The organism is Sorangium sp. So ce406 (genome assembly GCF_051474675.1).
GTDB lineage: Bacteria > Myxococcota_A > Polyangia > Polyangiales > Polyangiaceae > Sorangium > Sorangium cellulosum_G.
The window spans coordinates 8,485,465-8,511,822 of sequence record NZ_CP150340.1; the positions used below are offsets into that span (position 1 = coordinate 8,485,465).

Below are 26,358 nucleotides of genomic sequence, written 5' to 3' on the forward strand. Positions count from 1 at the left end.
TAGGAGAGACACCATGGCAGCCAAGGAAATCATCTACAACGAGTCCGCCCGCAGCAGCATCCTCGCGGGCGTCAACGCCCTCGCCGACGCGGTCAAGGTCACGCTCGGCCCGAAGGGGCGCAACGTCGTCATCGAGAAGAGCTTCGGCTCGCCGACGGTCACCAAGGACGGCGTGACCGTCGCCAAGGAGATCGAGCTCGAGAACCGCTTCGAGAACATGGGCGCCCAGATGGTCCGCGAGGTCGCCTCGAAGACGAGCGACATCGCCGGCGACGGGACGACCACCGCGACCGTGCTCGCGCAGGCGATCTACCGCGAGGGCTCCAAGCTCGTCGCGGCGGGCCACAACCCGATGGAGATCAAGCGCGGCATCGACAAGGCGGTCGAGGCGATCGTCGAGCACCTCCGCGGCTCCGCCAAGCAGACCAAGGACGCGCGGGAGATCGCGCAGGTCGGCACGATCAGCGCGAACGGCGACGAGACGATCGGCAAGCTCCTCGCCGACGCGATGGAGAAGGTCGGCAAGGAGGGCGTGATCACGGTCGAGGAGGCGAAGAGCGCCGACACGACGCTCGACGTGGTCGAGGGCATGCAGTTCGACCGCGGCTACCTCTCGCCGTACTTCGTGACCGATCCCGAGGCGATGAAGGCGAACCTCGAGGACGCGTACATCCTCATCTCGGAGAAGAAGATCTCCAACATGAAGGACCTGCTCCCGGTGCTCGAGGCGATTGCCAAGAGCCAGAAGCAGCTCCTCATCATCGCCGAGGACGTCGAGGGCGAGGCGCTCGCGACCCTCGTCGTGAACAAGCTCCGCGGCACGCTGCACTGCGCGGCCGTGAAGGCGCCGGGCTTCGGTGACCGCCGCAAGGAGATGCTGAAGGACATCGCGACCCTGACGGACGGCCAGGTGATCGCGGAGGAGCTCGGCCTCAAGCTCGAGAACGTCACGATCAGCGATCTCGGCCGCGCCAAGACGGTCATCATCGACAAGGACAACACCACGATCGTCGGCGGCCAGGGCAAGAAGGACAAGATCAAGGCCCGGCAGCAGGAGATCCGCGCGCAGATCGAGAACACGACGAGCGACTACGACCGCGAGAAGCTCCAGGAGCGGCTCGCGAAGCTCGTGGGCGGCGTCGCGGTGGTCAAGGTCGGCGCCGCGACCGAGACCGAGATGAAGGAGAAGAAGGCCCGCGTCGAGGACGCGCTCCACGCGACCCGCGCGGCCGTCGAGGAGGGCATCGTCCCGGGCGGCGGCGTGGCGCTCATCCGCGCGCAGAGCTCGCTCGAGAAGCTCCAGGTGAACGACGAGCAGCGGTTTGGCGTGAACATCATCCGCCGCGCCATCGAGGAGCCCCTCCGCCAGATCTCGGCCAACGCCGGGGAAGAGGGCTCGATCGTCGTGCAGAAGGTGCGCGAAGGCAAGGAGTCGTTCGGCTACAACGCGGCGTCGGGCGAGTACGGCAACCTGCTCGAGATGGGCGTCATCGATCCGGCCAAGGTCGTCCGGTCGGCGCTCCAGAACGCGGCCAGCGTCGCCAGCCTGATGCTCACCACCGAGGCGCTCATCGCCGAGCGGCCGAAGGAGGAGAAGGCGGCGGCCGGCGGCGCCCACGCGGGCCACGGCCACGACTTCTGATCGCGGCTCAGGCAGATAAGCCTGGCCGGCGAGGGCCGGCTTCCCCCCGGGGAAGTCGGCCCTTCGCCATTTCGACTTCCGGCAGGCCGCGACGCGTGATCTGATCCGCCGCAGGTCCGCGATGAGCACCCTGACTACCGAGCGCCTCGATCTCACCCCGGTCTCGCTGCCCCTGCTCGAGGCGGTCATCCGCGGAGATCGCCTGGAAGCCGAGGCCCTGTCCGGCGCGCGCTTCCCCGACGCGTGGCCTGGACGCGCGCTCGTCGAGCGCGCCTTCAGCTCGCCGCTCGACCGGCTGCGCGACGACCCCGAGGCCTTCCTGTGGGGAACGCGGCTGATGGTGACGCGCGGCCAGGTGGAGCGCGTCGTCGTCGGCAGCGTGGTGCTGAACGGCCGGCCCGACGCCACGGGCACCGTGGAGATCGGCTACGGCGTCGAGGGCAGGTCCCAGGGGCAGGGCTACGCGACCGAGGGGTCGCGCGCCGTCCTGCACTGGGCGCTGCAGCAGGCCGCCGTCAGGCGCGTGATCGCCACCACGCCGGCATGGCACCGCGCGTCGCTCCGGGTGATCGAGAAGCTCGGGATGCGCGCAGCCGGCACGCTCGATCACGATCTCCTCGGCGAGCTGCTCGTCTTCGAGCGCTTCCGCGAGTAGGGGCGCCGCGTCCGCCGGCAGGCGGCGCGCGTCACCCGCCCGCGCGGATCACGCCGCCGCGCGGGTCGCGCCGCCGCGCCCACTCGCACATCGTCATGCCCGCCGCGATCGCCACCGGGTACGAGTGGTTGATCCCGTACATGGGGATCGCGATCACGTCCTCGCAGGCGTCGAGCAGCACCTGCGGCAGCCCGTCGTCCTCGCTGCCGAAGAGGAAGACGAGCCCGTGCGGCAGCGGCGCCTCCCAGAGGGTCCGCCGCGCGTGGTCGCGCTCGACGCCGATGAGCGGTCGGCCGCGCGCCGCCTCCAGGAAGGCTGCCTCGTCGGGGCACTCGATGAGGGTCTCGTACTTCTGCATGCCCATCGAGGCGCGCTCATAATAGGGCTCGGTCCCGATCAGGAAGATCTCCCGCACCAGAAACGAGTGGGCGACCCGGATGATGGCGCCGATGTTGAACGGGTTCTTCGCGCGGCACACCGCGACCGAGAAGTCGTTCCGCAAGGGCGCGAGCTCTTCGCGGATCTCCCGGGTCGTGAGCCCGAACGGCGGGATCTTCACGGCGCGCCGGCTCCTCACTCGACCGCGCCGAAGCGCTCGAACAGCGGGTAGATGGGCCCGGCGTGGACCCGGAGCCGCTCGGTCGCGCCCGTGGCGTGCTTGACCAGGAGCACGAGCCCGGTGCGCGGCACGGCGTCGAGCGCGCCCCGGATCTGGGCGACGGTCAGGCTCCGCACGGGCCGCCCCGCGATCTCGAGCACCTCGTCGCCCTTGCGGAGCCCGGCGCGCTCGGCGGGCCCCCCCTCGACGGTCCGCGAGATGAACGCGGAGCCCGAGTAGAGCTGGTACCAGAGGCCGAGGCCGATCCTGGCGTGGGCCGGCTGGAAGGCCAGCGTGAGCGAGCCGCCCCCCTCGAGATCGACCTGGATCTCGCTGGCGGCGCGCTGCGCGTCGGTGGGGCGGCCGATGTCGCGCACGCCGATCGGTTTGTCGACGAGCGGATCCGACTCCCAGACCTCGACGCGGAGCCAGTCCTCGGGTGCGATGCGGAAGTTTCCGCTGGGACCATCAGGCCAGGTCGGCTCCACGGTGTCCGACTGCACGGCGGTCCGGAAGAGCTCCGCGCCGTTGACCAGGATGCGGGCGTAGGGGTCCGGGAGGCTGCCGTCACCGGGGGGATCCCAGGCTCGACCGTCCCGAGTGCGCTCCGGGACGCGCGCCCCGACGATCCGGAGCCACCGGACGTCCTCGGGCGGCGGAGGATGGAGCTCCTGCCCCGGAGGCGGCGCGTGGAGCCGTGATTCGAGCTCCGGGTACAGGGCCGAGCAGCCGCCTGCGCCGAGCAGCACGCCCGCCGCGGCGAGCAGCTTGAGGAACACAGGCAGGCAGAGCGCGCGACGCTTTCGACGGGGCAAGATGGCGCCATTTTTGGCCGGACCCGGCGTCAGCCGCAACTAAACCGTGCTATTTCCGGCGCCCATGCAGGACCTGCCCGTCATCGCTACCAGCGACCTCAGCGCGCACGTCGGCCGCACTGTCGCGCTCCGCGGATGGCTCTACAACAAGCGCTCGAGCGGGAAGCTCCACTTCCTCGAGTTGCGCGACGGCTCCGGCACCGTCCAGTGCGTGATGGCAAAGAGCGACGTCGGAGACGAGGTCTTCGCCGCCGCCGACAAGGTCACGCAGGAGAGCGTGATCGAGGTCACCGGCGAGGTGAAGGCGCACCCGAAGCGGGCCGGGGTCTTCGAGGTCGTCGCGTCCGGGTTCCGCCTGCTCGGCCCGACCACGGGCGAGTACCCGATCTCCCCGAAGGAGCACGGGACCGACTTCCTCATGGATCACCGCCACCTCTGGCTGCGCTCGAAGCGGCAGCACGCGATCTTGCGCGTGCGTCACACCATCATCCAGGCGATCCGCGACTTCTTCGACGGGCGCGGGTTCACGCTCGTCGACGCGCCCATCTTCACGCCGAACGCGTGCGAGGGGACGAGCACGCTGTTCCAGACCGACTACCACGGCGACAAGGCGTACCTCACCCAGTCGGGGCAGCTCTACATGGAGGCGGCGGCGGCCGCGTTCGGGAAGGCGTACTGCTTCGGGCCGACGTTCCGCGCGGAGAAGTCGAAGACGCGCCGCCACCTGGCCGAGTTCTGGATGGTCGAGCCCGAGGTGGCGTTCATGGACCTCGACGGCGACATGGACCTGGCCGAGGATTTCCTCTGTTTCATCGTCGAGCGCGTCCTCGAGCGGCGCCGCCCCGAGCTCGCCGTGCTCGAGCGCGACGTGACGAAGCTCGAGGCCGTCAAGAAGCCGTTCCCCCGCATCCGTTACGACGAGGCCGTCGCCATCCTGAACGAGGCGCGCGCGGAGAAGCGCAAAACAGCGGGAGAAGCTGTAGTTCCGGACTTCCCCTGGGGCGAGGACCTCGGGGGCGAGGACGAGACGATCATCTCCAGCCGGTACGATCGCCCCGTCATGATCCACCGCTATCCGGCCCAGGTGAAAGCCTTCTACATGAAGCGCGATCCGACGGACGCCCGGCTCGCCCTCTGCGTCGATGTCCTGGCGCCAGAGGGCTATGGTGAGGTGATCGGCGGCGGGCAGCGCGAGGACGATCTCGGCACGCTCGAGCGGGCAATTGAGGCGCACAAGCTCCCCCCCGAGGCGTTCGGCTGGTACCTGGATCTGCGCCGGTATGGCACCTTCCCGCATGCGGGCTTCGGGCTCGGCGTCGAGCGGAGCGTCGCCTGGATCTGCGGCCTGCCCCACGTGCGCGAGACGATCCCGTTCCCGCGCATGCTGAACCGGCTCGCGCCGTAGTGCCGCGCGTCAGAGATCCCGCCGGGATTTCTGGCGCTGTTTCGAGCGGCTCGGCCCACGGCGCGATGCGCCACGACGTCGACGCGACGGGCTGACGCGTGAAAGCAGACGAGGTTAGCCGCGCCTCGCACGCACCCGTGCGCGAGATAGCTCGCCGCGCGGGTGACAACGTAGGGGAAGCGGTGAGCGCGAGGAGTGGAGGTCACGCGACCGGCGCGACGCGCGGCGGGCAGTGTGGTCAGGCCGTGCCCGCGGCCAGCCTCGCCGCTGGGGGATCCGTTTTTGCTCCGCTTGCAGGGCGACTCTGTCGTATCAAGAAAGCATAGGGCGCAACCCGCGACCCACGCTCACGCGGCCGACCGACGGAGCCACCCCTGCTTGCAGATGAGGGAGCGCTCTACCGGCGAGCCGGACACTGCCCCCGCCCCCCGACCCAACTCGCGAGGACAAAGCTATGGCTCGTCTCGTCGGCTTCATCGGTAACCGTCCGGATCTCGGCGCGCGTGCGATCGAGCTTGAAGATCGTGCCCTCGTCGTCCGCCGAAGGGAGGGCGTGATCCCTGGCTGGGGTGTCGGCTTCTACCAGGGAGGAGAGATTCTCCTCAAGCGCCGACCGATCGACGACCGGCCCGAGATCAGCCTGGTCGACATGACCAGGGACGTGCGCGCCGACATCCTCGTGGCGCATGTCCGGGCTGCGACGGTCGGCAGCCTGCGCACCGAGAACACGCACCCGTTCCGTTACCGGCAGTGGCTGTTCGCCCATACCGGCACGGTCGAAGGGTTCGCCCGGCTGCGGAGCCAGCTCAGCGACTCGCTGCCGCAGTTTCTCCAGCGGGACGTCCGCGGCGAGACGGACAGCGAGATCCTCTTCCACCTGTTCCTGTCCTTCCTCCACGACAGCAACCAGCTCGATCGGCCCACCGTGGACGCGGCGAGCGCGCGGGCAGCCCTCCGGTCCTCCATCGCGCTCGTCGATCGGCTCTGCGCAGAGGAAGGGGCCGGGCCGAGCGCGATGAACATCGTGGTCACGAACCCGGAGTACCTGCTCGTGGCCCACGGCGGCACGCCCATGGCGTACCGCATCTACCAGGGCAACGAGGACATGGAGCGGCTGCTGAGCGACGGCGGGCTGGGTCGCATGCGCATGCCCGACTACGCGGCGAGCCGGCTGACGCTCGTCGCGTCGGACTTCGACGACGACCAGGCCCCCGCGGGATGGACCCCCGTCGGTGAGCGTGCGATCGTGACGTTCACGCGCGCCGATGAGCCAGCGATCGAGCCGATCTGAACGCCGCCACGTCCCGCCGGGGCGCCGGGCGCATCCCTCGCCGGCCGGCGTCCCTGACGCCGCGCAAGCGCCGCCGGCGCCTCCCTCGCTGATCCTCATCGCGCTCCTCGGCTCGTCCCTCCTCGGGTGCGGGCCGGGCGGAGCGGCGTCGTTCCCCGCGGCCTCCGAGCTGCCCGAGGAGCGTCGCCGCCCCGACGGCGTGGCGATCGATCCGGCGAGCACGCCTCCGCGACCGGTGAACGAAGCCGACGCCCGCGACGGCGTCGTGACCCTTCGGACGCCGCTCGGCATCGGCCTGGCGCTGGACGTCGTGGCCGAGTTCTTCCAGCGGGTGACCGCCGAGGACAGCGAGGCGCTGAGCGAGCTGCTGACGCGCGACGCCCTCGCGATCCAGACCGGATCCGGCGGACAAGGGCAGCCGCCGAGCGCTGGGCTCTGGTGGGAGCAGCGCTTCCGGCGGCTCGAGTACGGCAAGCTCGCCGGCGAGCCGGTCTATCGCGAGTCGGAGCTCCAGATCTTCCGGGCGGAGGACGTGCTCGCGACGCCGCAGCACCCCGCGATCCAGCCGGAGACGCTCGACGACCAGGACGTCGTGATCCGGGTGCCGATCACGACCGCCCGGATCGCGGCCGATCGGCTGCTCGGCGACGAGATCGTGGTCTGGTTACGGCGAGACGGACCGCGATTCAGGATCTATCGGCTGCTCGAGGACTTCCAGCTACAGTAGGCTTTGCGCTCATGCCGCATCTCCGGCAACATCAGCGTTCGATGAGCCGCCTCAAGATCGCGTTCGTTGGCTCCGGGGGGGCGGCGCGAGGCCTGGCGCACCTCGGCGTGCTGAAGGCCTGCGAAGAGCTGGGGATCCATCCAGAGATCTACGTGGGCGCCGGCGCAGGCGCGCTGGTCAGCGCGACGTACGGGCAGGACATCCCGCTCGATGTGCTGCTCGACGCCTACCGCTTGCCGTGGCGGCGCCGGCACCGCGGGCCTCGCCTCCACGTGTCGAGCTTCTTCGGGGCGCCCGCCCTGCGCGATCTGCTCGACCCGGGGTACCTCTGCTCGGGGGTGTTCTCGATCGATCGGCTCGAGCGCTACGTGCGTCGGACGCTGCCGATCAACGATTTCCGGCAGCTCCCGCACGCGGTCTACGTGACCGCGGTCGACGTCGACAGCGCCAAGCGCGTCGTCTTCGGCCCAGGCTACGACGAGGCGACGCCGATCAGCCAGGCCGTGGCCGCGAGCTGCTGCGTGCCCGGCCTGTTCCGGCCCTACCGCATCAACGGCCGCTATCACCTGAGCGGCGAGGTGATCCGGACGCTCTCCGCCGATGTGGCCGTGAACGCCGGCGCGAACATCGTGATCATCTCCAACATCTACCGTCCCGAGGAGCGCGACGGGTCGCAGCGCTCGATCGCGAGGAGCGGCGCGCCCGGCGTGGTCCGGCAGTCGCTCAGCATCCTGCTGGCCGAGAAGGAGCGTCGCGGCGTCGAGCTCCTCTCCAAGCTCTACCCGAACGTCACCTTCCTCGACGTGGCGCCCGCGATCGGCCGGTACAGCTACATGAACCGGTTCGCCGCGAAGCCGCTCGTCCTGCGCGGCTACCGGACGGCGCTCCGCGTGCTCGCCGCCGCGAAGGAGAAGGGCGTCTTCGATGCCCCCTCCTCGAAGAGCGCGCTCAACTAGAGCCGCGGCCGAGCGCTACATCCCCGCGACGATGCGGTACTCGTCCTGGTGCTCGACCAGCTCGAGGCGGTTGTCCTCCACCTTGCGGCGCCACTCTTCGCCCTTGCGACCCGGGATGCGGTAGCTGGCGCTGTAGGTGTAGTCGACGTAGATGACGTCGTCCTCCCTGAGGACCCGCCGGTAACGGATCTCGTAACGGATGGCGCGCGCTTCCTGGAACTTGCCGTTGAGGTACTCGCGCAGGCCGGCGTAATCGAGGTCGTCCGCCGCATCGATGTTGCCGCCGTCCTCGTAGTACTTGGGCGAGGCGAGCTGGAGGAGCGCGCCGACGTTCTTGCTCTCCACCGCGTTGCGGTACTTCTCGCAGAACGAGATGATCTTGCGGTTGTCGTCGTTGTCCTCGACATCCGTGTTCGGGATGTAGTGGGTCGCGCAGCCGGCGAGGACGGTCGAAGCGACGACGAGTAGTGAAGCGACAGCGTTTGTTTTGCGGCAGAGCATACGCGGGCAGGACAACGCTCAGGGGAAGCTGCTGATTCCGGCCCGGGACCTTGCCAGATCGGGGTGCAGATCGGCAAGCGAAGCGATCAAGAACGCCACGGATGGCGCGGACGGGCGTACCGGCGCTATCCGCGGTCTTCGAGCCAGCGAAGGAGGGCGAGGTGGCCGACCGGGCCCTCGTGGTCCACCGGGAGGTCGAGATCGACCTCGCGCAGGCGCGCCGCGTCGCCTGGGTCCGCCTGGAGGAGGAGCGCGACGGCGCCGCAGGTGAACGCCCGCGACCGCGCGCCGATGAGGCCGAGGAGCTCGCGCGCGACCGGACCCGCGTCGTCGGCCGCGAGGACGACCATGCGATCGGCGTCGGACGACGCGACGAGCTCGGCCGCGGCGCGGAGCGCCTCCAGCGCGCCGCCGAGCCCGGCGCCGACCGCGAAGCTGGGCCCGGTGAGCTGGTACGCGATGGCGCACTCGCCCGCGATGGCGTTCGGCGACGTGGCGGGGAAGAGGCGCGGCTCGACGAAGCGGGCGCCGCGCGCGCGGCGGCGGGCGTCGTAGACCTCGTTGGTGTCGAGCGTCGCGAGCGCGTGGCCCGCGACGATGCCGGCGCCGCGCAGGCGCTCGGCGCCGACGGCCGCGGCGAGGGCCGCCACCGCGGACAGCCCGAGCCGGCAGAGCGCGTCGAGGCGCGCGAGGCGGTCGCGCGCGATGCCCGTCGCCTCGGCGAGGTGCCCGAGATCGGAGCCGGTCACGCGCGCGTGCGCGCGCAGGTAGACGGGGCGGGCGGGCCGCGGGGTGCGCCCGCTCGGGGAAGACGTGAGCAGGAGCGCGGCGTTGGCGCCGCCGAAGGCCGCCGAGAGCTTCAGGGCCGCAGAGAGCGGGCGAGGCTCGGCGCGCTCGAGCAGGAGCGCCGGGGCGTCGGGGTCGAGCTCGCCCTCCGACGCCGCCGGAGGGGCGATGCGCGCGGAGAGGGCGGCGGCGGCCGCGAGCGACTCGAGCGCGCCCGCTGCGCCGAGCGTGTGCCCGATCTGCGCCTTGAACGGGTGGACCACCGGCGGAGAGACCGAAGCGCCGCCAGGCAGCCCGTCCACGCCGTCGGCAGGGCGGGGCGCCGCGAGCAGCGCGGCGATCGCGCGCGACTCCATCGCGTCGTTGTAGGGCGTCGCGGTGGCGTGGGCGCTGACGAGGCCGACGCGCGAGGCAGGCCACCCGGCGTCGGCGAGCGCCGCGGCGCCGGCGCGCATGAGCCCCGAGCCCGTGCGATCCGGGGCGGTGATGTGCACCGCGTCCGTCGACGCGCCGAAGCCGGCGACGCGCGCCGTCACCGGGGCGCCGCGGCGACGATCCTCGCGAACGAGGGCGATCACGGCGGCGCCCTCGCCGAGCGCCATGCCGTCGCGGCCGATTCGAAAGGGGCGCGTTCTGGACGCCGTGGTCGCGCGGAGCGCCTCGAAGCCGGCGGCGACGAAGACGCTGAGCGCGTCGTAGCCGCCGGCGAGCACGAGATCGCAGGCGCCGCGATCGAGCCAGCGGAGGCCGAGGCCGATCGCCAGGGTGCTCGCCGCGCAGGCCGCGAGCAGGTGCGTGCGCAACGGGGTCCGCTCCAGGCCGAACGAGGCGAGCGCGTCGTTGAACGGCGCGAAGTAGGTCGCGCCCGGGGCCAGCGCGGCGAGCGCGCCGGCGTCCGCGCCCTCCGCGCGCGCGGCGAAGAACCGCTCCGCCGTGAGCATGCCGCCGCTGGAGGTGCCGAGGGCGATGCCGATCCGCTCGTCTCGCCAGCCCGGGCGCTCGGCCTCCAGGGTCGCGAGCGCCTGAGAGAGCGCCGCCTTCAGGAGATCGGTCGCGCGATCGGGGCCCGAGGGGACGCCGAGCTCCGCGGGGGCGCGCGCGGCGAAGGGCCGCTGGAGGCCGGCGCGCGCGAGCTCCGCGTCGTGCGCGATGGCGACGGGCGCGGGCTCGCCGGCGTCAGGGACCCGGTAGGCGAGCGGGCCGAGGCCGAGCGCAGAGACGGCGCCCGAGGCGATCACGCACGCGTCGCTCATGAGCCGTCCCCCGGCCGGATCGCGTCGGGATCGACGAAGGCGCGCGGATCCGGGGCGCGATCGCGCTCCTCGGCCTCGCAGACCACCGTGACGAGCAGCCCGGTCGAGGCCTGCGCGTAGCGGACGTTGCCGCAGCCCATGCGCTCGGCGATCACGACCTCCTCGTCGAGCTGGCGCCGGCGCGCGTCGCCGGCGGCCGACCACGTCGTGCGGCGCGCGCCGATCGAGCCGCGATCGTCGATCCGCAGCTCGATCACGGCGTCGCCGTCGCGCAGGACGAAGGCGTCCGCGCTCGCGGCGCGCTCGTACCAGAGCAGCGTCCCCGCCGCGGGGTGGAGCATCCACCAGCGGAGGAAGTCCACCGGCAGGCCGCGGAGCGACGCGCGCGGCGTCGACGCGTCGCCGCGCTTCAGGAGATCGAGCGCGGGGAGGGCGAAGCGGAAGCGGTCGCCGCGCGTCCACAGATCGAGCGCGGTGGTGCCGCCCGGGCCGAGGAGGATCATCCGGAGCGCGCCGTCCGGCTCGACGGCCGCGCTCCCCGCCCCGCGCGCGCGCCCGTCGACGGCGGCTGCGGGCGGGGCGATCGCGATCGCGCCGCGCGCCTCGAGCACCTGACCCGTGCGCGGCTCCCGGAGCGCCAGGCGGACGCGGAGCGTGCGCGGGCCGGCCCCCTCGACCGCGCGGCGGAGGTCGGCGAGGCGCTGTCGCCCCTCGCGCCACGCGGACGCATCGGGCCGCGCGGCGGGCGCGTCAGGCGAAGGGCGAGGCAGGAGCTGCGCGAACTCGGCGTCGAGCGCTCCGCCTCGCCGCGCTCCCTGGGCGGCGCACGCGGGAGCGCACGCCAGCGAGAGCAGGAGGCACGCGCCGCTCGCCGGGCGGCGCATACGACGGTCGGCCCCACGAAGCGGCGTCGTCACGCGTCGCCGGGAGCGACCAGCAGGATCGCGTATCCGCGGTCGGGTGCGCCGCCCACGATGAGCACGCTCGCGAGGGCGCCGCTCGCGAGCGCCGCGACGGCCGCGGCCGCGGCGAACCCGCCGGCGCCCTCGTGATCACCCGAGCGCGACGCCAGCGTGGACCGCGGCACCTCGGCCCAGGGCGTGCCGCGCAGGCAGGCGACGATGCGATCTTCCTGCCGCCCGACGAACACCGCGGCCGGCGTCGAGACGCCGGGCTGCGCTCGCTGCGCGCCGTCGGCCGACGGGCCGAGGGGAAGCGGCGCTGGTGCTCCCGCGAGCATCCCCACGCCGTCGCCGCGCCAGGAGTTCCACCAGGCCACCGTCGCGAGGGGGCGTGCCCCGCGCTCGCGCACGCGCGCGGCGCTCTCGAAGAGCAGCACGGCGGCGCCCTCGCTCCGCACGCCGCAGTTGACGACCTCCGAGCAGATCGGGCCGAGGCATCGCTCGATCATGGGGCTCGCCTCCTCGACGCTGCCGGCGGCGAGCGCCTCGCCCTCCCCGGCCGTGATGAGCTCGATGGCCGTGACCATGGCCGACTCCGCCGTCGCGCCGAGATCGGCCATGGCGAACACCGGCCCGCGGAGGCCCAGATAGATGGAGGCGTGCCCGACCGGCGACGACGGAACGAGGTTCGGGAAATCGGCGGGGCTCGCGTACTTCGCCCCCTTGTCGTAGATGCGCCGCATGTACGCGGTCGAGGCGTCGACGCTGCCGAAGGAGGCACCGACGATGGCGCCGGGCAGCGTGCGGCTCGGCGCGGCGTCGGCCGCCGGATCGCCCGCGCTCGCGCCGGCGTCGAGCTGGGCCGCGCCCCCGAGCCCGGCGTCCTCGATCGCCGTGAGGACCGCGGCCGTCGTCAGCCGGCCAGCGCGGTCGAGCCGCCTCGCGCGCGCGAGGTCGAGGTGCGCGCCCGTGTTGAACGCGATGGGCCCCTCGGCCGGCGGAGGGCCAGGATCGAGGTACGCGGCGCCGCCGCGGGATGAAAGGACGCCGAGCGGGCCGATCGTCGCGGCCGCGGTGACGACGACCGAGCGCCGCCGCGGCGCGCCGCCCGCGCCGGGCGGCGGTGGGAACCGATCGGGCTGCGCGAACACGAGCACGCTGTCCGTGCCGCCGAAGCCGAACGAGTTCGACATCGCCGAGCGGATCGGCGCCTCGCGCGCTTCCTTGAGGTGCAGGAGCTGGCACTCGGGATCGACCTCCTCGAGGCCGCCGGTCGGCGGCATCACGCCGCGCGCGATGGCGAGGGCGGTGATCGCCGCCTCGATCGCGCCGGCCGCGCCGAGCGTGTGTCCGATCTGCCCCTTCGACGACGAGACGGCGATGCGGCTCACCTCGGTGCCGAGGCAGGCGCGCAGGGCCGCGCTCTCCATGACGTCGTTCAGCGGCGTCGCCGTGCCGTGCGCGTTGACGTAATCGAGATCCGAAGGCGCGAGCGCCGCGCACCGGAGCGCGTCGCGCATGACGCGGGCGGCGGTGCGCCCCTCGCGCTCGGGGTTCGTGATGTGGTGCGCCTCGGCGCCGGTGGCCCAGCCGCGGAGCTCGACGATCGGCTCTGCCCCGCGCGCACGCGCGGCGTCCTCCGACTCGAGGAGCAGGAACGCCGCGGCTTCGCCGAGGTTCAGCCCTGCGCGCCGCCGGTCGAACGGGCGGCACGGCTCGGGATCGACGGCCGCGAGCGCGCCGAAGCCTGTGTACGTCAGCCGACACAGGCCGTCGGCGCCGCCCGCGAGGACGCGGGTGGACAGGCCGGCCCGGAGCCAGGCTGCGCCCAGCAGGATGGCGTTCGCGCCGCTCGAGCAGGCGCTGCAGACGCTCCTCGCCCGCCGGAACGGCCCCACCGCGGAGCGGACGTGATCGGCCGTCGACGAGAGCGGGTGCGAGAGCATCCGCTTCAACGGGGCGATCGCGCTGGGATCATGCGACAGCCAGGCGAGCAGCTCCTCTGTCTCGAACATGCCGGCCGTCGTCCCGCCGACCACCAGGTCGACCGGCGTCGCCCTGGGGTCGATGCCCGCGTGCGCGAGCGCCTCGCGCGCCGAGAGCACGGCCATCGCGTCGGTGCGTGACCACCCTTCCGCCTCGCCCAGAGGAGCGACCTCCTCGGCGGAGAGACCACGGACCTCCGCGGCGATCCGCGCGCGTGTCCCCGGGACCTCGAACAGGGAGAGCGGAGCGAAGGCCCGCTCTCCTGCGACGAGCCGGTCCATCGTCGCCCTCGCCCCGCGCGCCAGCGGCGAGACGATCCCGACGCCCGTCACCCAGATTCGCACGCTCGAACGGCTCTCTGCGGCGCGATCACGCCGCCGCGGTCGACTTGAGGATGTGGGCCACGAGCGCGTCCACCGACGCGAAGATCGGCCGCGCCTCGTCGCCCTCAGGAATGCGCACGCCGAAGCGCTCCTCCACGCTCATGGCGAGCTGGAGCGCATCCAGCGAGTCGAGGCCCAGCCCCTCGCCGAACAGCGGCGCGCCGTCGTCGATGTCGGCCGGCGTCTTCCCCTCGAGGTTCAGCTCCTCGACCATGAGCTCTTTTAACTTCTGCCGCACGTCCTGCGCGTTCATGAGTACTTCCCTGCGGGGTAGCACAATTCCGCGCCTTTCTACCAGGGGGCAGCGCTTTTTCTGTCGGTTTGGTAAAGAGCGGCCATGGCTCTCGTCGACTACGCCACCTCTGCCGGCGTCGCGCTGCTTACCCTCAATGATCCGCCCGTCAACGGCTACACGCACGAGATGATGAAGGACCTCGATGCGGCCATCCTCGAGGCCCGCTTCGACAACGATGTACATGTCATCGTCGTCACCGGGCATGGAGAAAAGTTCTTCTGCGCCGGAGCGAACATCAACATGCTCCGCGAATCGGACCCGACGTTCAAATACTACTTCTGTCTGCACGCGAACGAGACGTTGAGCCGCCTCGAGCACACGCCAAAGCTCTGCATCGCGGCGCTGAACGGCCACACTGTAGGCGGCGGCCTCGAGATCGCGATGGCCTGCGACCTCCGCATCGCGCGCAAGGGCGCCGGCAAGATCGGGCTCCCGGAGGTCGCGCTCGGCGTCCTTCCTGGCACGGGCGGCACCCAGCGCCTCGCCAGACTCATCGGTAAATCGCGAGCGATCCAGCTCATGTGCGAGGGGCAGACGTTCGATTTCGATACGGCGCTCGCGTATGGCCTGGTCAACGACGTCTGGGAGACGGCCTCCCATGACGAGTTCATGGACCGGATCCTCGCGTACAGTCACACATTCACGCTCCCGGACCGCGCGGCTCTGGCGGTCGGACGCATCAAGCGCGCCGTGCAGACAGGCTTCGAGGTGGGTCTTGAACAGGGGCTCGCCCTCGAGCGCGAGCTCCAGGCCGAGCTGTTCGCGTCGGAGGATGCCCGCGAGGGGCTCGCCGCGTACATGGAGAAGCGGAAGCCGTTGTTCCAGGGCAAGTGAGCGCACCACGCACGGGCCAACTTTCTTCAACCACCCCGGAGACGGCGTCCAGGTTGCTCCTGTTCCCTGGAGCAGGCCGCCATGCTGTAGGACGAATTACGATCGAAACCGCTTCGTCCGGGTGGCGTGACGATTTTCAAATCAGCGGGGGCTGCTGCACGTAAGTTCAGGCATGCAACAGCCTCTTGAGCACGTGCCGCTGCCAGAGCGGCCCAGCTTCGAGACCGTGTACGCTGTAGGCCTGTCATTCCTTCGGCAAGCGCTCCGCTGGCTCGGGGTGGCTGAGCGCGACGTCGACGACGTCCTGCAAGACGTCATGATCGCCGCGTACCACGCGCTCGACGGCTTCGATCCAGGGCGCAGTCCCCACGAGGCGCGCGCCGGACATCCCCTGCGCGACGATGGACCGGGCCCGGGCCGCAGCGCTCCGCACCCCGCGAACCCGCTCCGCGACCCCCTCAGGCGCTGGCTGTTCGGCATCGCCTGGCGACAGGTTGGCCATTATCGTGGGCGCGCCCACCGTCGTCGAGAGGTTGCGGTCGGCGCTGGGACGAGCTGGCCGTTCGATCTCGCCGACCCGGCGCTGAGCTCGGAGCAAATGCTCGCCCGTGAGCAGAGCGGCCAGCTCGTCGGCCGGCTGCTCGGAGCGATCGATCTTGACCGGCGGATCGTCTTGATCATGCACGACCTGCTCGAGCTCACGACCGCCGACATCGCGCGCGACCTGGACGTGAACGAGAACACGGTGCGCAACCGCCTCAGGCTCGCCCGCGAGGACTTCCGCGTGGCCGTGAAGCGCATGAACGCCGAGGAGCGCCGCGCGCTGCGCGACCCCCTGAGGCTCCCGGTCGCCGAGCGCTCCCGAGCCATCGAGGACGAGTCGCTCATGAACGCGGCCCGGCTGATCCCCGAGGTGCCAGTCGCCATCCGGCACCGGATCTGGGTCGCGGTGACACGCGCGATCGCCAGCGCGCCGGCGGCCGGCGCCGACGCGCTGCCCGTCGCGGCACCACCCTTCTGAGCAGCCTCGCCCGACGCGCTGGATGCAGCCTCGCCGCCCGAGGCAGGGTCGGCGGCGCTCAGTGTTCCAGCATCCTGCCGTAGTGCTCGGCGATCGCCGTCCCCCCGAGGCGGGAGAAGAAGGAGGAGTAGCAGATCCAGATCGCCAGCCCGTTCATGTCGTCGAACATCGGCGGGAGATACGGCGGCGGGCGGACGATCCCATCGGTCACGTGCGCATGGAGGATAGGGACGTCCTCGTGCGCGACCTTCCCGACGAACAGGAAGGGAATGAGCATCGCGCGATCATGCTGAATGGCGGCGCGCATGAAGGCGTAGTTGAGGACGATCCCCTTGCAGTAGCAGGCGTCCTTGGTGAAGGGCGCCCCCCCCGCAAGCACGCCGCCGCGGAACACGCGCCGGGCGTTCTGGAAACACTCGTCCTCTTCGTACCCTTCGGTGCGGTACCACTCGAACACGTCGAGGAATGACGCCCCGTCCTCCGCCTTGTCCACCGCAAGGATGCGGTCGTTCAGCTTCTTCGCCCGACGCGGCGTGCTCCGGAAGGTGAGGATCTCGACCAGGACCGCGAGCCCCTCCTGAACTGCCGTGGTGCGCGGCGGCCCCTTCGCCAGCCAACGCGCCACCGGCTGAGCCTGCCCGTTCAAGCTGGTCGCGACGTGCACCCACCCCTCGTGCGCCTCGAGGATGTCGACATCGCTCTTGGAGAACATCGCGCCGCTCCGGATCTTCACGTAGTCGCTCCCGGCAGCGGCATCGGCGAGGAGCGAGTCGTCCACCTGCACGCGGATCGACGCGCCGCCGAAGAAGCGATCGAAGCGGGCGTTCAGCTCGAGCGCCGCCATCTCCGCCGTGATCTCGCGCTGCTGCGGCGGGCCGAGCCGCTCGCCGCCGATCGCCGTCAGGAGGTCGTAGAGCACGAAGCCCATGTCCCGCACGCTCGTCTTCCCGTCCGGCAGCTTGTCCTTCGGGGAGCCGTAGAGCTCGCGGGATAGGGTGTAGAACGCCTTCGTTCCCCGCCCCATGAGCATGCTCACGACCTTCCTGTACTCGTCCGCGGTCGCGCGGAGGATCTGCCCGAGCCGATCGCGCTTGCCGAGCTCCCGCTCCGCGTCGCGGAGGATCGCCTCGATCTCGCGCTGCTTGGCCGCGGGATCGAACCCGAGGTCGTCCGAGTAGGTCACCTTGGGCAGTTCGCGCTGCTTCGAGCGGAGAAATTGCTCCTCGACATCCGCTTCCCACCGGAGCGCCTGAAGGATGCGGAGCGGTCGCTGCGCCTCGAGGACTCGTTGGCCCAGATTGGCGAGGATCTCCTTGTAAGAGCGCCACGGCCCCGCGACCGGCGGGAGCGGCGCGTGCGGGATCGGCCCGTCGCGCAGGTTCAGCGATTCGAGCGGGGCCGACGGCGCCTCCCCGCTCTCCCCACCGCCGCCGTCATCGCCGTCCTCCCCCGCCGTCGCGGAGGCGACCACGCCTCCGTCGGCCGCGCCGGCGCCATTGCTGTAGGGCTCGTCCGCCGGATCGCTCGCTTCGAGCCCGCGCTGCGCCTCCCCGTCCGGTTCGCGCGCCCCCCTCCTCTCCCGGGCCTCAGAGCTCTGCGCCATGACAACCGATTGCTAACACCGGCGCGCCTGTCCGAGCAAACCTCCACGGGAGCCGAACCTCCGCCGCCATGAGGACGGGCGGCGCCCGGTCCTTGTCGGCATCGCAACCTCAGGGTACGAGCCCTGCCCCCATGAGCGATCCCGAGCACAGGAATGACGACGCGATGACCGCCGACGAGGAGTCGAGCTCCCTGTCGGACGCCGCGCTCCTCGAGCGCACCGCGGATGGGGCCAGGCGGCTCCGCGCGGCGATCGCCGAAGCGGTGGTCGGGCAGGACGACGTCGTCGAGGCCATGCTGATCACGCTCGCCGCGCGCGGTCACGCGCTGCTCGTCGGCGTCCCAGGGCTCGCCAAGACGCTGCTCGTGGCGTCGCTCGCGAGAGCGCTCGACCTCAGCTTCGGGCGCGTCCAGTTCACGCCGGATCTGCTGCCCGCCGACATCACGGGGACCGACGTGCTGCACGAGCAGCACGGCTCCCGGAGCCTGCGCTTCCAGCCCGGACCCATCTTCCACAACCTCGTCCTCGCGGACGAGGTGAACCGGACGCCGCCGAAGACGCAGGCCGCGCTGCTCGAGGCGATGCAGGAGCGCAAGGTGACCGTCGGGACCACCACGCACGCCCTCCCCGACCCCTTCCAGGTCTTCGCGACGCGGAACCCGATCGAGCAGGAAGGGACGTACCCGCTGCCGGAGGCGCAGCTCGATCGGTTCCTGCTCGAGATTCACGTCACGTACCCGAGCGAGGCCGAGGAGCGCGAGGTGGCGCGGCGGACGACCTCGGGGAGGCCGCCGGCGATCACGGCGGTGCTCAAGGCGAGCGAGGTGCGGGCCATCGGTCGCCTCGTCCCGAGGATCCCGGTGACCGACGAGGCCGTGGACCTCGCCGTGCGCCTCACCCGGGCAACGCGGCCGGGAACGGAGCGCGCCGCGCAGGAGGTCCGAGACTACGTGCGCTACGGCGCCGGGCCGCGCGGGAGCCAGGCGCTCGTGATCGCGGCCAAGGCGCGCGCGGCGCTCCGCGGCGAGGCCGCTGCAGACGTCGATGACGTGAGGGCGCTGCTGATCCCGGCGCTGCGGCACCGGATCGTGCTCTCGTACCGCGCCGAAGCGGACGGCGTCCGCGACGTCGATGTGCTGAGCGCCGTGGAGCGATCGGTGCGCTGAGCGCGGCGTCCGGACGCGGGCGCCGTCTACCGGGACCGAGGCGCCTGTTGCTGCGCTTCCTTCACCGGGTTGACCGCCTTCATGGCCTTCAGATCCAGGGCGAAGCGCACGGCCCCGGGCCCGCGCCCGTCCCAGCTCACCGCGACGACGCCGCTCTTCTTCAGGCCTGTCCAGCCGATGTCGCCGACCAGCGACGTCACCAGCGCCGACAAGGAGGGCTCGTGCCCCACGAGCGCCAGCGGCTGCGCTCCCTGATGCTGCGCCAGCAAGCGAAGGATCTCGGCGGTGTCGCGTGAAGGAGAGAGCTCGGCGACCACCGAGACCTCGTCCGTCAGCTCGGCGGCCTCGGCGATGATCTCCGCCGTCTGCACGGAGCGCACGAGTGGGCTCGTCCAGATCACCGCAGGACGGCGGTCCTTCTGCTTCGCGAGCCACTTCGCGACGCGCCGGGTGACCTTGCGGCCCTTGCCGGTCAACCAGCGGCCCGCGTCGCCGAGGTCGGGCGCGTCGTCCACGGCCTGTCCGTGGCGAATGATGAGGATCTCCATGGCGTGACCTTAGCCCGGGTGACCGCTGGCAGGGGAGCGCCGCGCGCCGCAGGACGGAGCGCCGACCTGCGGCGCGTCAGAACTCGCACTGGTTCGTCGCGGCGTTGCAGTGCGACCCCGGCGCGACGAAGGGACAGACGCTCCCGAAGAAGGCGCCGCACGGAATGCCGCACGTGGACGACGTGTGCGTGTAGCAGATCTGCCCATCGTCGCAATCCGCGTCGGAGGCGCATCGGCAGTTGAAATCGTCAGGGATCCCGTTGCCGTTTTCATCAAGGCCGTCGCAGCACTCCGTCACGTAAAAGTCGCTTGCGCTGCAGTCCTCGTCGGCGCAGTCGAGCGTGCCGTCGCAGTCGTTGTCGATCCCGTCCGTGCACGCCGCGGTCCCGAACTCGGGGCCCGGCGCGGCGCCGCGCGCGCAGTTGCGGCACGGACCGAAGGTGGCGCAGCCGGGATCGGCGCAGTCGACGTAGCGGTCGCCGTCGTTGTCGATGTCGTCGTCGCAGACCTCGCTCGGGTTCGGGACGATCTCGACGTTGAGCGTGAAGGGACCCTGGTTCGCCCCGCTCGCGGGATCGATCGTGTAGCCGTCGAGGAACACGAAGTACGTGCCCGGGTACAGGATGCTGAACTCGAGCCGGGACGACCACGACTCGCCGCCGCTGTCGTCGTCGCACCCGATCTCGCGGCCGGAGTTGCAGACGCCGGTGCGCACGTAGAGCACGGAGTCGAAGCTCGATCCGCGGGAGTCGAGGTGCACGCGAGACGGCTCGGTGAGCACGAAGTAGAAGACCGCCTCGCCGGCGTCGCCGCCGCACGCGCCCCGGGTCTCGCTCACGTGGCCGGTGGTGTCGCCCGTGTAGGTGCCGGTCCCGGGGAGGAGCTTCGGCGACAGGCAGTTGGCCTGCGCGAGCACGCAGAGCGGGTTGCTGGCGCAGTCGGGATCCCTGCAGTCGACCAGGGCGTCATGGTCGTCGTCGAGGCGGTTGTTGCACTGCTCCGGCGTGGGCTCGCAGCTCGGCGCGAAGATGCACGCGCTGTCCGCGCAGTCGACGCGCTCGTCGCAGTTGTTGTCGAGGCCGTCGTCGCAGACCTCGGGCACGCACACCTCGCAGGACGGCGCGGAGATGCACTGGGGATCCGCGCAGTCGACGCGCCCGTCGCAGTCGTTGTCGAAGCCGTCGTCGCACCGCTCCGGCGAGCCGGGCGGCTCGCACGCGCAGGGGAAGAAGCCGCGGCAGTCCGGATCGCCGCAGTCGACCAGGAGATCGCAGTCGTCGTCCGCGCGGTTGTCGCAGGCCTCCACCTGGGAGCTGCAGGCGCACTGCGGGTCGGCGCGGCAGTCGACGTCCTCGCAGTCGAAGGCGCCGTCGCAGTCGTCGTCGAAGCCGTCGCCGCAGCGGCCTGTCTCGGAGGCGGAGCAGCCGCAGGCCGCGGTCCCCGCGCACTCCGCGTCGAAGCAGTCGACGATGGTGTCGCAGTCGTCGTCGACGCCGTTCTGGCAGTCCTCGCCGCCGGGCCTCGGGGTGCAGCCGCAGGTCTCCGCCGTGGCGCACGCGGGATCGAAGCAGTCGGCGACGCCGTTGCAGTCGTTGTCCGCCGCGTCCGTGCAACGCTCAGGCATGCCCGGGAAGACGGCCGGATTGAGGTCGTTGCAGTCGATCCCGCCGCACACGAGCGGCCGAAGGCCGTCGCCGTCGTCGTCGCGGGGGGCGTGCTCGCAGCGCCCGCCATCGCAGACGTCGCTCGTGCATGCGTCTCCGTCGTCGCAATCCGCAGGACCGCGGCACGCCTCGAAGCCGCCGGCGCCGCCGATGCCGCTGCCGCCGCTGCCGCCGCTGCCACCGATACCGCTACCGCCGATGCCGCTGCCGCTGCCTCCCCCGACGCCCGCGTCAGAGAGCGCGAGGAGGCTCGTCCGACCACACGCGCCCGCCGACGCGGCGAGGGTCGCGCACGCTGCCAGCGCGAAGAAGATCCGTCGCATCCCTGGGGACCGCGGACGCGCTGCCCCGACCCATGCTGAAGAGCCCGGCTTCATCTCTCACCCTCTCGCCCCGGCCGCATGGCCACGCGTCGGTCCACTGTACACACCCGGCTTTCCAGGGAAGCAAGTTTTGAGCCCTTGACGCGGCGGCGTCTTGCTCGGCCCCGCTGGGCTGAATCGAGCGCTGCAGCGGGGCGCGAAGACGCCGGGCAAGCGGGCGGCGCAGCATCAATCCGGCCGGGCCGCGCCTTGATTGGTTGCGGGTCGGCGCTTGCGCGTGTAACGAGGCTCGGTGGCCGCGCAGCTCCAGATAGAGTACGAGCGGCCGCCTCCTGGTTTACAGCGCGGCCATTACCCTGCGCCACAATGGGTCATCCTGGCGGTCGGCGCCGCCGTGGTGCTCGGCGCCGTCGCTTTCCTGATCTGGCGGGCGCGGCGCGCCCTCGGCGTGCGAACGCGAAGCGGGCCGCGATCGTCGGCGCGCCGGTGATGTGGCGCAGCCTGGGCGGAGGATCCTCGACCCTCGGTGCGATCGCGGGTTGACACCGAGCGGACGGGACCGGTAGGCACCATAGAGGGACGCGCTCCCGGTCGGCTGATGTAGAGTGCCGCCCGAGCGCGCGACAACCGGGGCCAGAATGCGGCCCCAGTGAGGCCCATCCGGGCCCTGAAGAGCGCCGCGCAACTGCGGCCCGTGGATACATGGCACCGATCGAACGTGGCGTTGAGCTTGTACAGCGCGTGATCGCGCATCTGAAGAAGCGCCCTTCCAGCCATGCCGCCGTGGGAGCGAGCCCGGCGGCGCTCGATGCGCTCGAGTCGAAGCTGATGGTCGAGCTGCCGCCCACGCTGCGGGCGTTTCTGGAGTTCGATTTCACGCTCGATAGCCTGGGCCCGCGGTTCAAGGGGCGGCATCGCTTCGGGCGCGACCCTTCGGTGCCTCGACCGAAGCTCACCTCGGTCCGCAAGCTCGCCGAAGCGAAGACCGACCTCGGCTGGACCGAGTCGCGGCTCCGGAACAAGGTCGTGCGGCTGCCCAACCTCCCCGGCAAGCCGTGGAACGCCCTCTACCTCGGCGAGGCCAGGCGAGACGGCGAGCTCGTCATCCTCGGCCTCGACAACGAGGACACGAACGTCCGGGTCTTCCCGCGCTACACCGCGTTCGACCTGTACCTCGTCGAGCAGTGCGGCTTCGCCCGGCTGTCCGAAGCGCAGCGCCTCGAGGATCTCGAGTCGCACGTCGCGCTCAACCCCGAGCTCGGGACCGCCGAAGAGGACGACGAGGGCGACACGGAGTATTGATCGGGCGCAGCGACGCCCGTGCGCTGGCGCCGCTCGGCTGCGGACGAGGCTCGTGACGAACGCGATGGCTGCCGGTGCGGAATCGCTCCACTTCCAGGTGGGCGACGGCGACCCCCGCGACCGGCTCGACAAGCTGGTCGTCCTCCTGCTCGAGCGCGCCGGCCGCGCGACCTCGCGCGCGGCGGTGCAGCGGTGGATCGGCGCCGGCCGGGTCCTCGTCGACGGGGAGCCCGCGCGCGCGTCGGTGGCCGTGCGATCGGGCGCCCTCCTGGAGATCCGGCCGGAACAGCCGCCGCCGTCCTCCACTGCCGCCGAGCCCGACGTCGTCATCCCGGTGGTGTACGAGGACGAGCACCTGCTCGTGATCGACAAACCCGCGGGGCTCGTCGTGCACCCGGCGCGCGGGCACGAGTCGGGCACGCTGGTCAACGGGCTGCTCGCCCTGCCCGGGTTCGCCCTGGCGCCGGCCGACCCGCGCGATCCGATGGGCCATGTCCGCCCCGGGATCGTGCACAGGCTCGATCGAGGTACGAGCGGCCTGCTCGTCGTCGCCAAGGACGAGGCCACCCGCGAGGCGCTGAAGCAGCGGTTCGCGAGCCACGCGATCGAGCGCGAGTACACCGCGATCGTGGCGGGCGAGGCGCGAGACGCCACGTACGACACGCTCCACGCCCGCCACCCGACCGACAGGCTCCGCTTCACGTCGCGGGTCCTCGGCGGCGCCGGCGCGCACGCCGCGGCGCCGCGCCGCGCGGTGACGCACGTCCGCGTGATCGAGAGGCTCGGCGACGCGGCGACCGTCGTCGCGTGCTCGCTCGAGACAGGGCGCACCCACCAGATCCGGGTGCACCTGGCCGAGCGTGGCACGACGCCGGTCCTCGGAGATCCCCTCTACGGCAAGCCGCCGAAGAAGCCGGCCGTGCGGGCGATCGCCGAGGAGCTCGGGCGGCAGGCCCTGCACGCGCGCGTGCTCGGGTTCATCCACCCCGCCACGCAGAAGCCGATGCGCTGGGAGAGCGCGCTGCCGGCGGACATGCGCAGGGCGCTCGACCAGCTCCGGGGGCTCGCTACCAGATCTTCGATTTGATGTGGCCCTTGGACTTGATGAGGATGTCCACGAGGGCGCGGTCGTAGAAATTCTTCTGGTAGAGGTCCGGCGAGACGCGGCTCTTGTACAGGGCGCGCCCCTCCTCGATCTCCTCGGACAGGACCGTGAAGAGGTCATCCTGCTGGATGCCCTGCACGATCTTCTCCTCGTTGTAGAGCGAGAGATCGCTTGCGATGGCGCGCGCGAGGCGGCGCGCCGCCTCTTCCGTTTCAATCAAGGGCATCCGTCTCTCCTCCAGGGTTCGTCGCCAGCCGGGGGCACGCGCTCCCGAGCCGAGGGGCGCCTAGGATGCAGCAGCGCAGGCGGCGCTGTCAAAGTAGCTCGTCGTCTGACCCGCGCGGGGGCGCGGAGACCGCCCCGATCGCCTCGCCCGGGGCGCCGCTCGCCTCGCCGCGCGCCGCCCCGGGCCGAGGCAGCTCCGAGCCCTGCCGCGCCGCGGCGAGGGCGGCGAGCCCCGTGAGGAGCGGGAAGGCGACCAGCGCGTAGCGCCCCGCGCCGAAGAACACGGCGTGCGTCGCCGCGGTCGCGGCGAGGACGGCGATCGCGGCGCCCGCGAGCACCGGCCCCCGGAGGAGCGCGCGCCCCTGGAGCAAGGCGAGGCCGAGGAGGGCCATGTAGCCGACCCACGCATGAACGTGCAGCGCGGCGACGATCCCCAGCGCGAGCAGCGCCAGCCGAGCCAGCCCGAGCGCGCGCTGGGCGGGCGAGGGACCGCGAGCGCGGCCGTGCAGGGCGCCGGGCGCTCGCGCGGGACCGCGCGCCGCCCAGGCGAGGGCGAGCAGGAGGACGGCGCGCTCGAAGACGGTCTCGACCGCGCCGAGCGCGATCTTGTCGGCCTCGTTGAAGGCCGCCGGGTTCGCGTCGTGCAGGTACCACCCGGCCGCGCCGCAGTAGTCGAACGTCGCCGCGAGCTTCCGGGGCACGAGCCCGAGCCACGCGCCGGGGTGCTCCGCGATGTAGCGGCGCGCCTCGCGGCCGAAGCAGGCGTCCTTGCCGGCCTCGTCGAAGACCTCGCGGCACGCCTCGGGCACCTGGATGGGCGCCCAGGCGCCGGTGGAGGCCGGGTCCGCGCCGATGAGGAGGTTCCAGCCGCCGTTCACGCTGACCAGCGCGCACTGGTTCATCCGCGCGCAATTGCGCGCCGTCCAGGGCGCGCACACGAGGAGCGCGACGATGACCGTGAGCAGGACGGGCGCCGCGCGCTGCGCCGCCCGCGCCGCGAAGGATGCAGAAGGACGGGGGCTGCCGCCGGGCGCGGTGCCCGACAGGGCGAGGCCGGCGAACACGGGCGCGAGCAGGAGCGCCTGCGGGCGGACGAGGGTGGCGGCGCCGACGAGCAGCCCGATGACGGCGAACGGGGCCAGCGCGGGGCGACGATCGCGCGCCCACGCGGACGCCCACGCGGCGCAGGCGACGAGCGAGCCGGTGACGCCCTCGGTCATGAGGGCCGGCGTGTACGCGACGAGCCCGGGGTGGACGGCGACGAGCGCGCCCGCGAGCGCCGGCACGACGCGCGATCGCGGCGCAGCGCGGGACGCGAGGCGGTGGACGGCGAGCACGGCGAGCGCGCCGAGGACGGCGTTCAGCAGCATCGCGACCGCGGCGTGCGGGCCGAGCAGCGCGTACAGCGCGCCGACCGCGCCCGGATAGCCGACCGGATAGTGCGCGGCGTACGTGACCACGCCGTCCGGCCAGAGCCACGTGTAGCCGAGCCCCGCGGCGATCCGCTCGGCGATGCGGTGGTAGTAAGTGCCGTCGGCGGTGGGCGGGAAGCGCCCGGCCGCCCAGGCCACGACGGCGACACGCGCGGCGAGCGCGAGGGCAAAGATCGCGGCCCCGTCGCGCCAACGCGCGGCGGCCGGTGCGTCCGCGCTCATGACGAGCGCGCTGGCGACAGCGGAAAGCGCGCGAGCAGCCCGGTGGCCCGCAGCGCTGCGACGACCTCGCACGCGGGCAGGCCGACGACGTTGGAGTAAGAGCCGTCGATGCGCGCGACGGCGAACGCGCCGATGCCCTGGATCGCGTAGGCGCCGGCCTTGTCGAGCCCCTCGCCGGTCGCCGCGTACGACGCGACCTCGAGGTCGTCGAGCTCGCGGAAGCGCACCCGGGTCATGACCGTCTCGGCGTGGAGCGCCTCGGCGCGTCCCGGGTCGGCGTTGCAGGCGCGATCGGCCTGACCGCCGTCCGCGATCGCGAACCGCGTCCAGACCTGGTGCTCGCGACCCGAGAGGGCGCGGAGCATGGCGCGCGCGTCGGCCTCGTCCCGCGGCTTGCCGAGGATGGCATCGCCGAGGATGACCGAGGTGTCTGCGACGAGGATCGCGCCGGCCCCGGCCGCCTGGTCGAGGCGCCGCGCGGCCGCGAGCTTCGCCAGGGCGACCCGCTCCAGGTAGGCCGCGGGCCCTTCATCGGCGCGCCCCGCCTCGTCGACCTCGGCCGCCGCGACGCGGAGAGGCAGGCCGAGCGTGGTCAGGATCTCTCGCCGGCGCGGCGAGCCGGAGCCGAGCAGGAGCGGATGCGAGTCGTCGATCATGATCGTGCGGACGCCGGCGGCGCCGGCCCCGGCCGGGCGTGGTCCTAGCACGGCGCGGGAG

At 72.0% G+C, this 26,358-nt stretch carries 25 protein-coding genes; 11 read left to right on the forward strand and 14 right to left on the reverse strand.

The genetic code is table 11. From position 1 onward, the window contains the following. Positions 1–13 precede the first annotated feature (13 nt). Together groL and WME96_RS31570 are read left to right on the forward strand one after the other, a co-directional pair. Positions 14–1,642 (forward strand): chaperonin GroEL, encoded by a 1,629-nt coding sequence (gene groL / locus WME96_RS31565; RefSeq protein WP_437285297.1) that lies wholly within the window; start codon positions 14–16, stop codon positions 1,640–1,642. 121 nt (positions 1,643–1,763) lie between these two features. Then, on the forward strand, positions 1,764–2,297 hold the full coding sequence (locus tag WME96_RS31570; protein WP_437285298.1) for a GNAT family N-acetyltransferase: 534 nt from the start codon (positions 1,764–1,766) through the stop codon (positions 2,295–2,297). Between the two features lie 31 nt (positions 2,298–2,328). Here the strand turns inward: WME96_RS31570 and WME96_RS31575 are convergent, their stop codons facing one another. Further along, positions 2,329–2,856, reverse strand: coding sequence for a TrmH family RNA methyltransferase (locus WME96_RS31575; RefSeq protein ID WP_433927974.1), 528 nt, complete (start codon positions 2,854–2,856; stop codon positions 2,329–2,331). A 14-nt stretch (positions 2,857–2,870) separates the two neighbouring features. Beyond that, positions 2,871–3,710, reverse strand: a complete 840-nt coding sequence (locus WME96_RS31580) for a PDZ domain-containing protein (RefSeq protein WP_437285299.1) — start codon at positions 3,708–3,710, stop codon at positions 2,871–2,873. 64 nt (positions 3,711–3,774) lie between these two features. Here WME96_RS31580 and asnS point away from each other — a divergent pair, with 64 nt between their 5' ends. From asnS to WME96_RS31600, 4 genes are all read left to right on the forward strand, one after another. Continuing rightward, a complete protein-coding gene (asnS, locus tag WME96_RS31585) occupies positions 3,775–5,115 on the forward strand; it encodes an asparagine--tRNA ligase (protein WP_437285300.1) in 1,341 nt (446 codons plus the stop codon). 454 nt (positions 5,116–5,569) lie between these two features. Beyond that, the gene (locus tag WME96_RS31590; RefSeq protein ID WP_061615454.1) at positions 5,570–6,406 is read left to right on the forward strand and encodes a class II glutamine amidotransferase; all 837 of its coding nucleotides are present in this window, start codon (positions 5,570–5,572) and stop codon (positions 6,404–6,406) included. Beyond that, on the forward strand, positions 6,381–7,133 hold the full coding sequence (locus WME96_RS31595; RefSeq protein WP_437285301.1) for a hypothetical protein: 753 nt from the start codon (positions 6,381–6,383) through the stop codon (positions 7,131–7,133). Before WME96_RS31590 ends, WME96_RS31595 begins: the two co-directional genes overlap by 26 nt. A 41-nt stretch (positions 7,134–7,174) precedes the next feature. Next, on the forward strand, positions 7,175–8,089 hold the full coding sequence (locus WME96_RS31600) for a patatin-like phospholipase family protein (protein ID WP_437285302.1): 915 nt from the start codon (positions 7,175–7,177) through the stop codon (positions 8,087–8,089). A gap of 15 nt (positions 8,090–8,104) precedes the next feature. Here WME96_RS31600 and WME96_RS31605 read toward each other — a convergent pair whose 3' ends face one another. The 5 genes from WME96_RS31605 to WME96_RS31625 form a co-directional block, all read right to left on the reverse strand. Then, positions 8,105–8,434: a hypothetical protein gene (locus WME96_RS31605; protein ID WP_433927986.1), complete on the reverse strand. Its 330-nt coding sequence runs from the start codon at positions 8,432–8,434 to the stop codon at positions 8,105–8,107. Positions 8,435–8,715: 281 nt separating this feature from the next. After that, complete coding sequence (locus WME96_RS31610) at positions 8,716–10,629, reverse strand: beta-ketoacyl synthase N-terminal-like domain-containing protein (RefSeq protein WP_437285303.1); 1,914 nt, start codon at positions 10,627–10,629, stop codon at positions 8,716–8,718. Continuing rightward, positions 10,626–11,513, reverse strand: a complete 888-nt coding sequence (locus WME96_RS31615; protein ID WP_437285304.1) for a hypothetical protein — start codon at positions 11,511–11,513, stop codon at positions 10,626–10,628. The genes WME96_RS31610 and WME96_RS31615 overlap by 4 nt, the downstream gene beginning before the upstream one ends. Before the next feature lie 29 nt (positions 11,514–11,542). After that, a complete protein-coding gene (locus WME96_RS31620; RefSeq protein WP_437285305.1) occupies positions 11,543–13,861 on the reverse strand; it encodes a beta-ketoacyl synthase N-terminal-like domain-containing protein in 2,319 nt (772 codons plus the stop codon). A gap of 25 nt (positions 13,862–13,886) precedes the next feature. Beyond that, positions 13,887–14,153, reverse strand: a complete 267-nt coding sequence (locus tag WME96_RS31625; protein ID WP_437285306.1) for a phosphopantetheine-binding protein — start codon at positions 14,151–14,153, stop codon at positions 13,887–13,889. An 84-nt stretch (positions 14,154–14,237) separates the two neighbouring features. Between WME96_RS31625 and WME96_RS31630 the strand changes: the two genes are divergently transcribed. Beyond that, positions 14,238–15,029 carry an enoyl-CoA hydratase/isomerase family protein gene (locus tag WME96_RS31630; RefSeq protein ID WP_437285307.1) on the forward strand — a complete coding sequence of 264 codons (792 nt, stop codon included), beginning with the start codon at positions 14,238–14,240 and terminating at the stop codon, positions 15,027–15,029. Positions 15,030–15,273: 244 nt separating this feature from the next. On the opposite strand, the gene WME96_RS31635 is transcribed toward WME96_RS31630, so the two are convergent. Beyond that, positions 15,274–15,714 carry a hypothetical protein gene (locus WME96_RS31635; RefSeq protein WP_437285308.1) on the reverse strand — a complete coding sequence of 147 codons (441 nt, stop codon included), beginning with the start codon at positions 15,712–15,714 and terminating at the stop codon, positions 15,274–15,276. Between WME96_RS31635 and WME96_RS31640 the strand changes: the two genes are divergently transcribed. Then, positions 15,709–16,050 carry a sigma factor-like helix-turn-helix DNA-binding protein gene (locus tag WME96_RS31640; RefSeq protein ID WP_437285309.1) on the forward strand — a complete coding sequence of 114 codons (342 nt, stop codon included), beginning with the start codon at positions 15,709–15,711 and terminating at the stop codon, positions 16,048–16,050. The genes WME96_RS31635 and WME96_RS31640 overlap by 6 nt on opposite strands. A gap of 58 nt (positions 16,051–16,108) precedes the next feature. Here the strand turns inward: WME96_RS31640 and WME96_RS31645 are convergent, their stop codons facing one another. Continuing rightward, positions 16,109–17,653, reverse strand: a complete 1,545-nt coding sequence (locus WME96_RS31645) for a flavohemoglobin expression-modulating QEGLA motif protein (protein ID WP_437285310.1) — start codon at positions 17,651–17,653, stop codon at positions 16,109–16,111. Positions 17,654–17,784: 131 nt separating this feature from the next. On the opposite strand from WME96_RS31645, the gene WME96_RS31650 reads away from it, so the two are divergent. Beyond that, complete coding sequence (locus WME96_RS31650) at positions 17,785–18,819, forward strand: AAA family ATPase (RefSeq protein ID WP_437285311.1); 1,035 nt, start codon at positions 17,785–17,787, stop codon at positions 18,817–18,819. A gap of 26 nt (positions 18,820–18,845) precedes the next feature. Here WME96_RS31650 and sixA read toward each other — a convergent pair whose 3' ends face one another. Both sixA and WME96_RS31660 read right to left on the reverse strand, forming a co-directional pair. Beyond that, positions 18,846–19,367, reverse strand: a complete 522-nt coding sequence (gene sixA / locus WME96_RS31655; RefSeq protein ID WP_437285312.1) for a phosphohistidine phosphatase SixA — start codon at positions 19,365–19,367, stop codon at positions 18,846–18,848. Between the two features lie 76 nt (positions 19,368–19,443). Continuing rightward, a complete protein-coding gene (locus WME96_RS31660) occupies positions 19,444–21,354 on the reverse strand; it encodes a MopE-related protein (protein ID WP_437285313.1) in 1,911 nt (636 codons plus the stop codon). Between the two features lie 741 nt (positions 21,355–22,095). Here WME96_RS31660 and WME96_RS31665 point away from each other — a divergent pair. Both WME96_RS31665 and WME96_RS31670 read left to right on the forward strand, forming a co-directional pair. Continuing rightward, entirely contained in the window at positions 22,096–22,656 is a 561-nt protein-coding gene (locus tag WME96_RS31665; protein ID WP_437285314.1) for an SMI1/KNR4 family protein, read from the forward strand. Between the two features lie 64 nt (positions 22,657–22,720). Continuing rightward, a complete protein-coding gene (locus tag WME96_RS31670; RefSeq protein ID WP_437285315.1) occupies positions 22,721–23,743 on the forward strand; it encodes an RluA family pseudouridine synthase in 1,023 nt (340 codons plus the stop codon). Here the strand turns inward: WME96_RS31670 and WME96_RS31675 are convergent. From WME96_RS31675 to WME96_RS31685, 3 genes are all read right to left on the reverse strand, one after another. Continuing rightward, the gene (locus tag WME96_RS31675) at positions 23,724–23,987 is read right to left on the reverse strand and encodes a hypothetical protein (protein WP_012238561.1); all 264 of its coding nucleotides are present in this window, start codon (positions 23,985–23,987) and stop codon (positions 23,724–23,726) included. The two genes, WME96_RS31670 and WME96_RS31675, sit on opposite strands and share 20 nt — an antisense overlap. A gap of 88 nt (positions 23,988–24,075) precedes the next feature. Further along, positions 24,076–25,641, reverse strand: a complete 1,566-nt coding sequence (locus WME96_RS31680) for a hypothetical protein (protein WP_437285316.1) — start codon at positions 25,639–25,641, stop codon at positions 24,076–24,078. After that, positions 25,638–26,297, reverse strand: a complete 660-nt coding sequence (locus WME96_RS31685; RefSeq protein ID WP_437285317.1) for a Maf family protein — start codon at positions 26,295–26,297, stop codon at positions 25,638–25,640. Before WME96_RS31685 ends, WME96_RS31680 begins: the two co-directional genes overlap by 4 nt. Positions 26,298–26,358 lie beyond the last annotated feature (61 nt).

Coding starts and splice junctions, on each gene's coding strand:
- sixA (WP_437285312.1), bottom strand. CDS start 19,367: ATGGAGATCCTCATCATTCGCCACGGACAGGCCGTGGACGACGCGCCC.
- WME96_RS31650 (WP_437285311.1), top strand. CDS start 17,785: ATGAGCGATCCCGAGCACAGGAATGACGACGCGATGACCGCCGACGAG.
- WME96_RS31630 (WP_437285307.1), top strand. CDS start 14,238: ATGGCTCTCGTCGACTACGCCACCTCTGCCGGCGTCGCGCTGCTTACC.
- groL (WP_437285297.1), top strand. CDS start 14: ATGGCAGCCAAGGAAATCATCTACAACGAGTCCGCCCGCAGCAGCATC.
- WME96_RS31680 (WP_437285316.1), bottom strand. CDS start 25,641: ATGAGCGCGGACGCACCGGCCGCCGCGCGTTGGCGCGACGGGGCCGCG.
- WME96_RS31640 (WP_437285309.1), top strand. CDS start 15,709: ATGCACGACCTGCTCGAGCTCACGACCGCCGACATCGCGCGCGACCTG.
- WME96_RS31685 (WP_437285317.1), bottom strand. CDS start 26,297: ATGATCGACGACTCGCATCCGCTCCTGCTCGGCTCCGGCTCGCCGCGC.
- WME96_RS31610 (WP_437285303.1), bottom strand. CDS start 10,629: ATGAGCGACGCGTGCGTGATCGCCTCGGGCGCCGTCTCTGCGCTCGGC.
- WME96_RS31590 (WP_061615454.1), top strand. CDS start 5,570: ATGGCTCGTCTCGTCGGCTTCATCGGTAACCGTCCGGATCTCGGCGCG.
- WME96_RS31625 (WP_437285306.1), bottom strand. CDS start 14,153: ATGAACGCGCAGGACGTGCGGCAGAAGTTAAAAGAGCTCATGGTCGAG.
- WME96_RS31595 (WP_437285301.1), top strand. CDS start 6,381: ATGAGCCAGCGATCGAGCCGATCTGAACGCCGCCACGTCCCGCCGGGG.
- WME96_RS31670 (WP_437285315.1), top strand. CDS start 22,721: ATGGCTGCCGGTGCGGAATCGCTCCACTTCCAGGTGGGCGACGGCGAC.
- WME96_RS31570 (WP_437285298.1), top strand. CDS start 1,764: ATGAGCACCCTGACTACCGAGCGCCTCGATCTCACCCCGGTCTCGCTG.
- WME96_RS31645 (WP_437285310.1), bottom strand. CDS start 17,653: ATGGCGCAGAGCTCTGAGGCCCGGGAGAGGAGGGGGGCGCGCGAACCG.
- WME96_RS31615 (WP_437285304.1), bottom strand. CDS start 11,513: ATGCGCCGCCCGGCGAGCGGCGCGTGCCTCCTGCTCTCGCTGGCGTGC.
- WME96_RS31675 (WP_012238561.1), bottom strand. CDS start 23,987: ATGCCCTTGATTGAAACGGAAGAGGCGGCGCGCCGCCTCGCGCGCGCC.
- asnS (WP_437285300.1), top strand. CDS start 3,775: ATGCAGGACCTGCCCGTCATCGCTACCAGCGACCTCAGCGCGCACGTC.
- WME96_RS31600 (WP_437285302.1), top strand. CDS start 7,175: ATGAGCCGCCTCAAGATCGCGTTCGTTGGCTCCGGGGGGGCGGCGCGA.
- WME96_RS31660 (WP_437285313.1), bottom strand. CDS start 21,354: ATGCGACGGATCTTCTTCGCGCTGGCAGCGTGCGCGACCCTCGCCGCG.